10 protein-coding genes and 1 riboswitch are annotated in these 13,836 nt (G+C 50.4%); of the genes, 2 read left to right on the top strand and 8 right to left on the bottom strand.

Annotation, left to right across the window (positions count from 1 at the left end):
- Positions 1–85: 85 nt before the first annotated feature.
- Positions 86–2,161, bottom strand: coding sequence for a molybdopterin-containing oxidoreductase family protein (locus OHJ21_RS29970; protein ID WP_486022018.1), 2,076 nt, complete (start codon positions 2,159–2,161; stop codon positions 86–88).
- A 484-nt stretch (positions 2,162–2,645) separates the two neighbouring features.
- Positions 2,646–2,841, top strand: a riboswitch (cyclic di-AMP (ydaO/yuaA leader).
- 163 nt (positions 2,842–3,004) lie between these two features.
- Between OHJ21_RS29970 and OHJ21_RS29965 the strand changes: the two genes are divergently transcribed.
- On the top strand, positions 3,005–4,831 hold the full coding sequence (locus tag OHJ21_RS29965) for an APC family permease (RefSeq protein ID WP_100540997.1): 1,827 nt from the start codon (positions 3,005–3,007) through the stop codon (positions 4,829–4,831).
- Between the two features lie 141 nt (positions 4,832–4,972).
- Here the strand turns inward: OHJ21_RS29965 and OHJ21_RS29960 are convergent, their stop codons facing one another.
- The 6 genes from OHJ21_RS29960 to OHJ21_RS29935 all read right to left on the bottom strand — a co-directional run bounded on the left by OHJ21_RS29960 (position 4,973) and on the right by OHJ21_RS29935 (position 11,582).
- Positions 4,973–5,845, bottom strand: a complete 873-nt coding sequence (locus tag OHJ21_RS29960; RefSeq protein ID WP_100540998.1) for a formate/nitrite transporter family protein — start codon at positions 5,843–5,845, stop codon at positions 4,973–4,975.
- 467 nt (positions 5,846–6,312) lie between these two features.
- On the bottom strand, positions 6,313–7,560 hold the full coding sequence (locus tag OHJ21_RS29955; protein ID WP_100541000.1) for an MFS transporter: 1,248 nt from the start codon (positions 7,558–7,560) through the stop codon (positions 6,313–6,315).
- 115 nt (positions 7,561–7,675) lie between these two features.
- Positions 7,676–8,269 carry a TetR/AcrR family transcriptional regulator gene (locus OHJ21_RS29950; RefSeq protein ID WP_100541001.1) on the bottom strand — a complete coding sequence of 198 codons (594 nt, stop codon included), beginning with the start codon at positions 8,267–8,269 and terminating at the stop codon, positions 7,676–7,678.
- 249 nt (positions 8,270–8,518) lie between these two features.
- On the bottom strand, positions 8,519–9,115 hold the full coding sequence (locus tag OHJ21_RS29945) for a DUF4352 domain-containing protein (protein WP_100541002.1): 597 nt from the start codon (positions 9,113–9,115) through the stop codon (positions 8,519–8,521).
- Between the two features lie 126 nt (positions 9,116–9,241).
- Positions 9,242–10,603 (bottom strand): FAD-dependent oxidoreductase, encoded by a 1,362-nt coding sequence (locus OHJ21_RS29940; protein ID WP_100541003.1) that lies wholly within the window; start codon positions 10,601–10,603, stop codon positions 9,242–9,244.
- 499 nt (positions 10,604–11,102) lie between these two features.
- Complete coding sequence (locus OHJ21_RS29935) at positions 11,103–11,582, bottom strand: glutathione peroxidase (protein WP_100541004.1); 480 nt, start codon at positions 11,580–11,582, stop codon at positions 11,103–11,105.
- 292 nt (positions 11,583–11,874) lie between these two features.
- On the opposite strand from OHJ21_RS29935, the gene OHJ21_RS29930 reads away from it, so the two are divergent.
- A complete protein-coding gene (locus OHJ21_RS29930) occupies positions 11,875–12,411 on the top strand; it encodes a hypothetical protein (protein WP_100541005.1) in 537 nt (178 codons plus the stop codon).
- A 24-nt stretch (positions 12,412–12,435) separates the two neighbouring features.
- Here the strand turns inward: OHJ21_RS29930 and OHJ21_RS29925 are convergent, their stop codons facing one another.
- Positions 12,436–13,689 carry a PH domain-containing protein gene (locus OHJ21_RS29925; protein ID WP_100541006.1) on the bottom strand — a complete coding sequence of 418 codons (1,254 nt, stop codon included), beginning with the start codon at positions 13,687–13,689 and terminating at the stop codon, positions 12,436–12,438.
- Between the last annotated feature and the right edge of the window lie 147 nt (positions 13,690–13,836).

The raw sequence follows: 13,836 nt of genomic DNA, 5'->3' as shown, positions 1-13,836 counted from the left end.
TCACTCCATTTGCCGGCTGCAAGCAACGAGCCCCTTCTTTTAAACACGTTCGGAAGAAGGGCAGCTCGTCGAGGTATATCAAGCATTAATGTCGCTTCACCTCTACCACCGTTGAGAAGAAGGTAGCGCCTTCGCCCATATCCGACAACCTGTCGGGCGTAAGGGCATTGGCGCGCTGCTTCCTGCCTTCCCCTTCCCACCACAAGCCTTGGCTGACCACGGTGCCAGGCAGCATTTTATCCGTCACCTTGGCCCGGACTTCGTAAGTACCGCGGTCGTTATACACCGTAACCATGTCGCCGTCCTCTACACCGCGTTCCTCTGCATCCTCCGGATGGATCTGCAAGGCAGGCTCCTTCTCCAGCTTCTGGTGCTTATCCACATTCGCAAAGGTCGAATTCAGGAAGTTGTGGTTCGGCGGCGAAATGAACATGAGCGGGAATTTGTGCCCGCGACCGCGCCTTACGCCGTCATATCCTTCCTTCAAAGGCACGTAGGTTGGAAGAGGCGGAAGACCAGCTTGCTCCAACTGCGCGGAGTAAAGCTCAATCCGGCCCGATGGCGTCGGCAAACGATCCAGATATGCTTCAAGCGGTGTCATGTCAAGCTTCACATGGCGGTGTTCCTTTAGCTTGTCCAGCGTGACGCCGTTCAGATAAGGGTTGTCCGGGAAGTCGAGCGCTCTTGCCATCATCTCCTCTTCCGTCTCGCGGAAGGCAGTGTCGGTGAAACCCATGGCCCGGCCCAGCAAGGAGAACAGCTCCACGTTGCTCTTGCTCTCCCCGAGCGCCGGAATGACCGGCTCCTGCAGCTGGATGTACTGATGCCAGTAAGAAGCGAACAGATCCGTATTCTCAAATGAGGAGGTTGCCGGAAGCACGATATCCGCATACTTGGCTGTATCCGTCATGAACAGATCATGTACGACGGTAAACAGATCCTCCCTTGCAAACCCTTCGCGTAACCGCCCGGTGTCAGGAGCGACCACCAGCGGATTGCTGCAATAGACAAAGACCGACTTAATCGGCTGTTCGGTCATGGCAAGCGCCTCGCCGATCCGGTTCATGTTAATGGTCCGGGCATTCGGATTCGGCCGGAGATCCGGACGCTCCAATGCATCGCTATCCATGCTGTTGTAGCCGCCATTCGACTTGGCAGCCCCTCCGCCCCGCTTCAGCCATTGTCCGGTCAACGCGGGAAGCGCAGCGATGCTGCGCACCGTCAAGCCGCCATTGTCGTGATGCTGAAGACCGTTACCGATATGAATATAGGAAGTATCCGCCCGGCCGTACAGTTCGGCCAGCTTCTCGATATCCCCTGCTGGGATGCCGGTAATGGAGGATACATGCTCCGGCGTATAGTCTTTGACATGCTCACGCAAGGCTTCATGCCCGTGCGTATACCGCCGGAGGAACTCCTCGTTCACCATGCCGTCACGGAACATGATGTGCATGAGGCCGACGGCCAGTGCCGCATCCGTGCCCGGAAACAACGGAATGAACCAATCCGACCATTGCCCCGTTTGGTTCTTATGAACATCGATCACAACGACCTTGGCACCGGCCTTGCGCGCTTTCTCCGCTAGCACGACCTGGTGCATATTGGTGCTGACGATGTTGCCGCCCCAGACGATGATGACATCGGCATGAACGGTATCCTCCGGGACGGTTCCTCCATTAAACCCCATGACGGATTTCCAACCCTCATTGCCTGCGGAATTGCAGATCGACTGCTTCAGGCGGCTGGCGCCCAGCCTGTTGAAGAATCTCCGATCCATGCCGTCCACGCTCAATATCCCCATGTTGCCGTAGAAGCTGTAAGGCAGGATGCTCTCAGAGCCATGCTCCTCGATCAGCTTCTTGTAGCGCCCGGTAATCTCTTGAATCGCTTCATCCCAGCTGATTCGCTCGAAAGCCCCCTCGCCCTTGGGCCCTACCCTCCGCAGCGGATAAAGCACGCGCTCCGGATGATACACCCGATGTGCCATATTGCGGACTTTATTACAGATGGCTCCCTGCGTAATCGGATGATCCGGATTGCCGGTAACCTTCACGATTTTTCCGTTCTCTTTATGCAGCAGCAGGCCGCAAGTATCGGGACAGTCCAACGGACATACCGCCGGAAACACGCCATTTTCCTGATGTATCATCGCTTGAGTCATTTCGTTCATTCCCCCTTGTACACGCTGAATCATATCCCCTTATCTTAAAAGAAAATCAGGGCTCCAGTAAAGTCTTACATTTTTTTCTGCAGCGGGTGATTCACTCTACTTCACTCCGGGTATATTCCTATCAAGAGCAACGAAGAGGAACCCAGACCCTTTCTCTTCCTTGCCGAATCATGGACCACTCCCAAAAAATTCGCCATGCCAATGTCTCCTCCCCCGAGACCGGCATGGCGAATTTGTTTGTATTGGCGTTCTATCGCATCACATTCGAGCTACCTGCAACTTACATATCATAGAAAGTCATGATTTCTGTAGCAAACCTGCAAAAAACAAAGCCTGTCAAAGCCACATAATTATGTAAGCGCTTATCTGTCATTTTTTATAAATAATTCTGCTTAATTTTTCGTTGGAGGGTGTTTTACAAAAGATTTGAGCAGGCGTAATATACTATTCAGCTTCGATATCATTCTTCATATTCACATGATATTCGCTTAATTTCCAATTTGGAAAGCGGGGGAACCACACGTATGGATGGATATCTATAGGATCTGTCAACCATACTATGGGGTGAATCCTGATGCAGCGCGAACGTACGCCGCGACTATTATCAGGTAGGGCGACTCTCACCGCCCGAATCCGACAGCTAACCTCGTCAGCGTTGATTGGGAGGGTTGTGAACTTGTGATCAAACACAGGGTTCTAACCTGTGTTTTTTGTTTGCCAAAATTCAGCATAGGAATGGTGACCGTTCGTATGTCCAGCCCATGAAACACACCGATTGAAGTCCATTCAGTCAGCTTCCATCATGAACGTAATCTTAATCGGCGGTGAAAAACCATGTTATCTTCAATCAAGCGATTCCTCATCGGAAGACCGCTTAAATCAACGGAATTGGGCGAGCAAAAGCTGAACAAAACCAAAGCGCTGGCCATCCTTTCATCCGACGCCTTGTCGTCCGTGGCTTATGGACCTGAACAAATTCTGATCGTCTTGATGACCGTTGGCGCCGCTGCCTATTGGTATTCCATACCGATTGCCGTCGGGGTCCTGGTCTTATTGCTGGCACTTATCCTATCGTACAGACAAATTATTTTCTCATATCCGCATGGCGGCGGAGCCTACGTGGTTTCCAAGCGAAATTTAGGCATGTATCCGGGACTGGTTGCCGGCGGCTCCCTGCTGGTCGACTATATCCTGACGGTTGCGGTCAGCGTATCGGCGGGGACGGACGCGATCACGTCGGCTTTTCCGGAACTGCACGCCTACAATCTGCCCATCTCCATCGTGTTCGTTCTGTGTTTGACCGTACTCAATTTAAGAGGGGTCACGGAGTCGGCCTCCATATTGGCCTATCCGGTTTACTTGTTTGTACTCGCGTTGTTTATCCTGATTGGCGTCGGAGTATTCAACATCGCTACAGGCCATGCATCTCCGGATCTGCATACGCCGATCGGCACGCCTGTCGCCGGGCTAAGCTTGTTCCTGCTCCTGCGGGCATTCGCCTCGGGCAGCTCTGCCCTGACCGGCGTTGAGGCCATTTCCAACGCCATCCCGAATTTCAAAGATCCTGCTCCGAATAATGCGGCCAAAACCTTGGTGGCAATGGGATCCTTGCTGGCCCTGTTATTTTCGGGCATCGTATTCCTGGCCTATTACTATGGGGTTAGCCCCAGCGAGCAAGTCACTGTCGTTTCCCAGATTGCCGAGCATACCTTCGGACGAAACTTTCTGTATTACTTCATCCAAGGAACAACGGCCCTCATTCTGATTCTGGCCGCCAACACGGGTTATTCCGCTTTCCCGCTGCTTGCCGTTAATCTGGCGAAGGATAAATTCATTCCCCGAATGTTCACCGTCCGGGGAGACCGTCTGGGATATTCAAACGGAATCATCATACTGGGTTTTCTCTCGATTCTGTTGCTGCTCGCTTTCGAAGGCAAAACCGAGCATCTGATTCCGCTGTATGCCGTCGGCGTGTTTATCCCTTTTACCCTCTCCCAAACGGGGATGATGGTGAAGTGGATTCGGGAAAAGCCCGAAGGATGGATTGTCAAACTGATCATAAATACCACCGGCGCATGCATCAGCTTTATCGTGACGATGATTTTCTTTTTCACGAAATTCGCCCAAGTGTGGACCGTCTTGATTTTCCTGCCGCTGATCATTTGGATCTTCACCCGAATCCATAAACATTACGAGGCCGTAGCAGACCAGCTGCGAATTACGACCTGTGAGCCTGTTAAGCCGATTGAGGGAAATGTTATTATTCTGCCTGTGGCGGGAATCACCCATGTGGTGGAGAACTCGCTGAATTATGCCAAATCGCTGGGAGCAGGCCAAATTATCGCGGTGTACGTGCCGTTCGAACGGGAGGACGAGGCGGCCTTCCAGGAAAAATGGAAGAAATGGCAGCCGGACATCCGGCTGGTGACCCTGCATTCGCCTTATCGGAGCATCATTCAGCCGCTGACCAAATTCATCGATACCGTGCAGCGGAAGGCTAGCGAATCCGACTACCAGGTTACCGTTGTCATCCCGCAGTTCATCCCCAAGAAGGGCTGGCATAACTTCCTGCACAATCAGTCCAGCTTGCTCATTCGCGCACATTTACTCTATCGGAGAGATGTGATTATCACCACGGTACCTTACCATTTAAAAAAATAGCGGGTTTATTCCTTCTGCGACTTATACAAGGAATCCACTCGCCAACAACGTTAAAAAAGCTGCGATCATCCGATCCCTATCCTTAAGGGTGCGTGACGATCTCAGCTTTTTTCCTCCACCTTGGCTTACCAGGCTTCGGTATTACGAAACATTCTGCGCGGAGTGAACCTGTTGAGCAGTACCGGTAGCCGGCGCAGACGGCAGCGCCTTATCTTGTTCGCCGCGAGGGATGACCTCAGCTTTATCATCCTTCTTCAAATACACGGACCCGTAGGCAGCTCCCACAAACAGCGCACCTCCGACAAAATTGCCCAGCCAAACCGGAATGAAGTTTACCAGATAATCACCCCAGCTGTAATATCCCTCAAATATCGCTGCCGGAATGAGGAACATGTTGGCCACCACGTGCTGAAAGCCGATGGCTACAAACGCCATCGTTGGAAACCAGATTCCGAGAATTTTGCCGCTCATCTGGTCGGATCCGTAGGACAGCCACACGGCGAGCGCTACGAGCCAGTTACAACCGATGCCCGACAAGAATGCTTGCAGGAAGCTGTCGTCGAGCTTATGACCCGCCATATCCACCAGCTTCTCCAAATAAACGCCGCTGCCCGTCAGACCGGTCACATGGCCGAAGAAATAAGCGACGAACAGTGCCCCTGCCATATTGCTTATCGTGACAAGAGCTAAATTCCGCATCATGTCCTTCGTGGAAATCCGCTTCTTGAATCTGGCCAGGGACACGGCCATCATGTTGCCCGTCAGCAGCTCTCCGCCCGCTAGCAATACAAGAATCAGTCCGACAGGGAATATCGCCGCGCCTATAAAACCGGCAATGCCTCCCCAAGCCTCAGACGCTCCGGCAATCACGCGAATATCCAGCAAAAAGCCGAGCGCGATAAAAGCCCCCGCCAAAAATCCTAATATCATAACGTTCATGACGGAGTTATGCGCTTTTTTCACCCCGTTCTCCACGGTGATCTCCGCAATGCGATCAGGTTTGTAATAGGCCATGGCCGCTCCCCCATTTCTCCCGCATTCCGTCCTGAAATCTCTCGAATGCAGCGTCTGATGTTTCTGTTACAGTTACAGTTACAGTTACAGTTACAGTTACAGTTACAGTTACAGTTACAGTTACCCATATTGTACCGCAGCCTCCAAAACAAGAACGTGAATTATATCACGAACGTATGCATCAGGAGTGGACATCCTTGTGTCCTGGCTCCTCTTGATCATCTTTGAGTGTACTGTGGTCATTTAACTTCATATGGATAATATAATCACAGTACCTTGTCCAAGGGTGAATCTTGGGGTCCTCTAGAGGACCCCGATCATTCGTCCGATCCGAGCGAGCGGTACATGTAAAATAGCGGTGTCGGAGATGATCCCGACACCGCTTGGTTTATTGCTTATACCAACCACCATGCTCAAAACCTGCAAGCCTTCGCCTGTTTACCACCATTACATTCTAACCTGCAAGCCTATGCCTTGGCGGCAGTCTCTACGGTTACAGGCGTTTCCTTTTCCTGAACCGGAACGTTCGAGATCGGAAGTTTCATGCTAATGAAGGACGACAGCAGGAAGAGCGCACCTGCCGTGAAATACACGACCACAATGGAGGTTGTCGACATATACCATCCTGTAAACCCGGAGCCGATGAGCAGCATGCCGGTAAAAACCGGCGTCATCACGCCGTTCAGCCGGCCGATAAATTTCTCTTCCACCTGCTGCATCATCACGGCCATCAATACCGTCTGCGCCATCGCCATCAGCACCCCGGTTACGAAACGCATCGTGCCGGTCAGGATCGGCCACTGGGACAGCACCTCGACAAAGGTTGAGAGTCCAAGGAAGGCAAGGCCGGCGAACAGCAAGTAGGAGCCTTTCACTCTCCCTGCAATCACGGCGGCCAGCACGCCGCCAATCAACATGCCCAGACCCTCTAACGCGGTGAACCACTGAACGCTGGACATTGCCAGCTGTAGACGCTCCGTGATGACAAAGATATCGAGCGGCTGAACAAGTCCGCTGCCGAGCGCCATTAAAACGTAAACCACCAGCAGCACCTTCAGCAGCCGACTGGAGCCGATGTAAGTGAAGCCTGCCTTCATGTCCTTCATAAAAGAACCGGTCGATTCCGAATTCTTAGCGGGTTCATCCACACTGGAAGGGAGAAACGCCAGCACGATCGCCGAAGCTCCGAATAGAACCAACAAGCTGATTAACGAGGCCTGCAATCCAAAAGCTTGATAGATCGTCGTGCCGACCATCGGTCCCAAAATGATGAACAGCGACATCGAGGTCTGGGACAAAGCCGTGGCCGCGGGCACATGCTCATCCGGCAAGCAGCGCTTGATGATCTTCATGGACGAAGGCTGCGAGAATTGGGATACAACGGCCGAGACCAGGGTCACCGTAAACACGGCCTGCCAATATCCTGCATACACAACAAACAGGATAAGCAGTATGGATAAAAAGCTTAGAATGTCTCCCCAAATCATCGTTCGCTTGGGACGCCAGCGGTCTGCCAGCACGCCGCCAATCATGGAGATCACAAAAATGGGCGCGTATTCAATTACGGTAAGCAGCGATACGGCGACCGGGTCATGGTTGCTCTTCTCCATAATGAAGAACAAAAGCGCCATGTTGCGGATCCAGATCCCGATATTTTGCATAAAATCCGAAACCATCAGCAGCACGAACGCGCGGTTGCCAAACAAATGCCTCATAGTTCATCCCCCTACTAAAACCGACCATTCGGTTTAATTATATATATGAAAACGCCAGCTCCCGCTTGTAAACCAAGAGAAGCGTTTCCGATAAATCTTCCTATCGTTCACTACGCTAAGAGCCTTGACCTGATAACACACCGTTTAAAAAGTACGTCACTCCTTTACGGTATAGTAGCCTCGATTCCTCCTGAGAACGTTCAAAGTGCAACATCGACATCCCATCGAGCAGCGATGCGAATATGATGGATATTTCCTCTACATCCTCTGCCGGTATTCGCCCTTCGCTTACTCCTTCAGCAAAAATTTCGCGGTAAAGCGTGCGCGGACCTTGCAGGATGGCCAGCATCTCGCCCACAATCGTCTTATTCTCCGGCTGATTGATATAGAATTCCTCCGCAATCTTGGTCAGCGGATTCTGGAAGTCATCGACCATATGATCGGCAATGCCGTACAGCTTCTCCTCGAAGCTGGCGTAACGGGCTTTTTTATCGTTCCAGGCTTCCATCCATTCCTGATTCTGCTTAGCCAGCAGCTTGACGAACAAATCTTCCTTGCTCTCAAAGTGATAGTAGATGCTTCCCTTGCTGGCACCCGTATACTTGACCAGTTCATCCATGGATGTTGCCGCATACCCGCGCTGGATGAACAGTTCCTTCGCTTTATCCAGAATCAAATCCCGCTTTCGCTGCGCTTTTTCTGAAGACATCGGTGTAAGCACTCCTTGTTTGGAAATAATAGTCCGCCATCACAAACGGAAACCTGATTCCCTTACTAAAAATGAATCCAAAGTTGATGAACGCTACTCACGATAAAAAACCGACTGTACGGTTTAATCATACTGAAAACATTCCCGCATGTAAAGCGACGCCTTGGCCATCACATAGAAAAAAGGACTTTGCCTGCGCAAAATCCTTTCCTCATTCGTTAATCCCGAAACAACCATGCTAATTATTTTTTATTCCACTGACCAAATGGCTCTTCCTTCTTTCATCGGATCGCCATAACTCAGCTGCAGCCCCTTTACACCCTGCTTCACTTCGTACGGAATTTCACCTGTCAGCTCGCCGCCTGGGGCAACGGTGCCGTCCAGCATCTTTACATCATCCGTAATGGGAACCGTATAGTTAAGATCGCTCGAATCCGTCAGGGAAAAAGATAGCGCGGAAGAGATGACCAGCGGCTCCTGGCCATTGTTCTTCACGGTAATCTCAACCACCTTAAACGTATGGCCCGGCTGGGGCTTTAAGTACTCGTCCCCTTCGGACTCACGTACGCTGTTCAGCGTAATGACCGTGCCATGATAATCCACCGTATCGCCTACCGCGGCAGGTTCGCCGATCGGCTTCACCTCTGCATTGTCGGCAGGTTGATCCTCCCCTTGGGTTGGTTCTGCAGGCGGCTGCTCTTCCGATGCCCCCGTCTGACCTGTCTCCCCGCTATCCACAACAGCCGGCGGACTCTCTGCTGGCGGATCCGCCTGATCATTGGAACAAGCAGCCGTCAGCAGCATGGAGAACAATGCAGCCGAGGCCAGCATTACTTTTTTATTCATACTTTATCCTACCTCCTGAAAGTCGATATCTACATGTCCGGATATTTTCCAATTCGCTGTCAAAATCCATAATCCTTCAAAAACAAGAAAAAGACCCCCGATTCAGGGGTCTTCTTGATGAATGGATTAAGAATGCACCGGTGCTTTTGTCTCGACCGCCGGCAATGCCTGCAGTCCAGCCGTGTTAAGGAAATTCCACGGTTTGTTGTAATGCGGCTGGAAGAAGAAGTCGATGAAGGCCAATTGATCAATCGTCATCCGATTCTGTATGCATACCGACAGCGTATTAATGGATTGCGTCATATCCGCTTTGGAAATGACCTGTGCCCCCAGCATCCGGCGGCTTTCCTGCTCGTATACCACCTTCAGCGTAACCTCTTCGAAGGTAGGCATGAATTCCGGACGGTAATGATCCGTAATGGTGACCTTCTCCACCTTCAAGCCTTCGTCCTTGGCGGCTCCTTCGGTTAATCCCGTCGAGGCAATGTTGTGCTCGTATATTTTCAATCCCGACGTACCTTGCGTTCCCATATATGGGGTCGTCGGCTGCACAAGGTTGCGTGCAACGAGCGTACCCATCCGGACTGCGTTAGTTGCCAGCGGAATGTACATCATTTTACCGGTCGGGTTATAGTGAACGGAGCAGCAATCGCCTGCTGCATATACATCCTGCTTGCTGCTTTGCATATATTGATCCACGACGATGGCGCCGTTCTTCAGCATCTCCACCTGCCCCTTCAGCAGCTCCGTATTCGGACGGAAGCCGATGCAGAGGATTACCAGATCCGTGTCGATCTCACCTTTGTCTGTGATGACCTTATTCACCTTCCCATCCTCGCCTTGGAAAGAAGTCACGGTCTGACCCATGGCCATCTCGATCCCTTTTTCACGGAAGGATTTCTCGATCTTGCCACTGAATTCAGGATCCAGATATTTGTTCAGAATGCGGTCGGCACTATCAATCAGCGTAACCTGCTTGCCGTTCTGCTGGAAGGCTTCGACAAGCTCCACACCGATATAACCGGCGCCGACAACCGTAATGTGTTTCGCTTCCTGTGCTTTTTCAATGATCGCATTGGAATGATTGTAGTTTTTGCAGAGCAAAATATTATTCAGATCGATGCCTTCAAGCTTCGGTACGATTGGCCATGATCCGGTTGTGATAATCAGTTTGTCATAGGTATCATCAAAAGTTTCCTGTGTGACCAGGTTCCGAACTTTCAAGGTTTTCTTGTCCGTATCCACCGAGATGATCTCATGCTTCATCTTGGTTTCGACACCCAGCTCGTCGAGCTTCTGAGGCGAAGAATAGAACAAACCGTCAGGGTCTTTCACAACGCCTCCGACGTAAAGCGCGATGCCGCAAGACAGGAATGAGATGTTATCATTACGTTCATAAACGGTGATCTGTGCATCCGGGTAAAGTTTAGCGGTATTCACGATGGCGGACGTTCCTGCATGGGTACAACCGATAACTGCAACTTTCATGGTTTTTCCTCCTCCAAGTATGAAGCTTATATTTGATTAAGATGAGCTCTTTTGCCTGGATTCATGCTTGGTAACGCTTGTTGAGCATGAATGTGGTGACGGGTAACATCTCTTGTGAATGTTTTCACTTCATGTCCTTATTATAATGTGATAAATTTCACAGTTCAATAGGTAATTGTGTTATTCACAGATTGTTCATAATTTCACATAGTTAAGATGATAAAAGTTGTTGACCTAAACAGTATGACGACCCCAGCGCCAATGCCCTAGGTTAAACCAAGAATATAGGTTCGGTATCAGGGTAAGCTATATGTGTCCGGCCTCACGGAGTTAATTCAAGCGATCTTCCCTATCTTATTACGTGCTGCCTTGAAGGATCTTGCTTAGGCTGATTCTAACGGAATGATGCAATGATATATCCAAGAAAAACAGGACTGTTCTCTTCAGAGGAATATCCCCAAAGAAAACAGCCCTGTTATGTTATCGTTGCTGCCTGCCACTAACCAAGCAGGGATTCAATGGCACCCTTCATCGATTCCGGTGTATCTCGCGGTTCGAACCGCTGAACCACCTTGCCCTCGCGGTCTACCAGAAACTTTGTGAAATTCCAAGCGATCTCTCCGCCTTCATTCGGTCCTGGCTGCTCGGATTTCAAATATTGAAATAACGGATGCGTTTCTTCCCCGTTCACGTCAATCTTCGCAAAGATTGGGAAATTCACGCCATAATTCAACTGACAGAACGATTCGGCCTCTTCACTTGTACCCGGCTCTTGTCCGCCAAACTGATTGCACGGGAAGCCAAGAACCTGCAGCCCTTGCTGGCTGTATTGGTCATACAGCTGCTGTAGCTCTCCATACTGCGGCGTAAGTCCGCACTGGCTTGCCGTATTGGCAATAATCAGAACCTTACCGGAATACTGATCGAGTGAGACTTCCTGCCCTTTCGGGTTTGTTGCATGGTATTCGTAAACTGACATCTTCGAATCTCCTCCCCGGTCTATATGTATTGGATGCATGGCTTTCCAAGCTCTACAGCCTAGCCAATCTCCCTCCATCATACCGAATAAATGGCCCTAAACCAAATTTCGGTTCCAACGCCTCTACCCTGTCGCCCGCAAATCCTTTATGATGAATGCATAACCTCTTCAAACAAGAGATAATACATAGGCTAATAACAGCTGTTTAATCAGCAAGTAAGCAGGGTAATGATTAAGGTTTGGAAAAATATCGAATGGTTCTTATTTCAACAACAGTAAGTGAGGAAAAGAAATGAAACTGTATCCCGAAATGTTTGTATCCCCATGGCATCTCATTGTCATTGTGCTGGCACTGATTGCCTTCATCGGTTTAATAAAAGGGGGATATGACCGAAAAACCGTGCTTCGCAGCACTGGGCTATCAACGCTGGCCTTCTATTTCATACTGACGATCCCCATTGGCCTTATCAGCCAGGAATCCCTGTATAAAGAAGAAACGATGCTGGCCGATTTGGATCAGAATTATGAGGACAAGAAGGCGGGTTCCGAGCTGCAAAGCTTTAAAGACTACATCGTGGTCCATACCGGAGCCTATAAAAACGAGGATGATGTAGACATTGTCATCTATGCCGGCAACTACCATGAGAGCCAAACATTTCATGGTCACATTACCCTTTTCGTGTACGATAAGAACGATGAGGAAGTCTTCACCGAGATGTATAAGAACGTAACCCTTGCTCCTGGTGAGAAGAAGAAGCTCGACAGCACCTTTACCAGCCATCCTATGGAAACCTACAGGTACCGATACGAAACGCACCCCCAAATGTGAAGGGTGCGTTTTTCTCGTCCCGTTTTAAGTTGACAGATGGTCTCCGGGCTGGATCCCCACCTTATCGTTATCGGAAAGAGGCTGACACGGCCCCGGCATCGGGGGCAGGTTCTTCGCATCCCGACCTTTGCGCACATACCGGATGCCCAAATAGAAAAGACCGACCACAGGCAATGACAGCATGGCTATAGCAAGGAGCATGCTGGACATTTGGTACGAGGGATCCGTTTCGATCTCGGAAAAGTCCAAAAACATAAACGATATAAAGGTAACCAACGAGAACATGATGATCTGGAGCCAGCGCATCCATTTCACCAGGAAGAAGAACAGGATCGCCGAGAATGCAACAAGCAGAATTGGGAATAACGGCTGCTCGGGATCCGCGTTACCCAGCTCTGCCTGACGCGTCAGCCAAAAACCGATGGCGAACTGAATCGGGAAAATCAGCCAAGCAAGCAAACCGGTTCCACGAAAGGCCGATCTTCTCTTTTGCAGCACCTCTTTGTATTCGAGGAGCTTCATCTCATATTCCAGTTGATTAAGCTCCTCCTCGGTCAATTCCCGGTCTTCCTCCTCATTCTCCTGTACCAAACGGTCCAGGTACGGCCGGAACTGCCGCTCCATATTGCCGTCAAATTCGGCACGCTCCAAATCCTCGTCCTCGCGAAGCAAAGACGCAACCGATTCATCGCTCAGATCTTGAATGATGATGGACGTCAGGTATAGGGGAATATCCCTTCTGCCGATAACCTCCAGCCAACGATTCGCCTCCATCGGATCCGTGAATGGAATGGCAACCGCCCGTTCCATCTGCCCTTCTCCAGCGACGAGGTACATAATGGGCATTAACTCCGCCATAGGCACGGATTCGGTCATTTTACTCTTCTTATAGGCATAACTGAATTGAAAGATATATCGCCCATAGTATATTTCCTTGATGTCACCGATCCTAAGGCTCCCCTTCAGGGAGTCTTTCGTTTCCGGGTCCCATCTCTCGTATTCAATATGATCTTCGTATAACAAATACTCGTCCAGATGCGTATTGTTCCAGATATGCCCTTTCAGGCTTCTGGACAGACGAATCATCATGAAGATACCGGCGGGTATAGCAGCCAAACTCATCCAGGTCCAGACATTGGTCCAGAGGTACAGCAAAATCAAGGGACCCAGTGTCAGCGCCAGGCCAAGCAGTATTCCCAGCACGTGCATTTCAAACGTAATCACCCAATAAAAAGGCTGCATTTTGGGCTTTCTCTGCTCATGAATCACCAGAGACATTCAGGCAACTCCCTCCTCATATTCTTTCGTTGTTTCTAAAGCTCTCATGAAAAAGACATTGGAGATCATATAAGGAGCAGTTCGCACGATCACCAAATAGTATGTTAGGCCAACGATAGAACGCGTCCGGCAGTGCGACAGAAGAGC

Origin of the sequence: Virgibacillus sp. LDC1, from assembly GCF_025792345.1 — a bacterium.
In the GTDB taxonomy this organism is placed as follows: Bacteria; Bacillota; Bacilli; order Paenibacillales; family Paenibacillaceae; genus Paenibacillus_AQ; species Paenibacillus_AQ lautus.
Note: the sequence above shows the minus strand (reverse complement) of the source record. Positions and strands in the feature narration are given on the sequence as shown.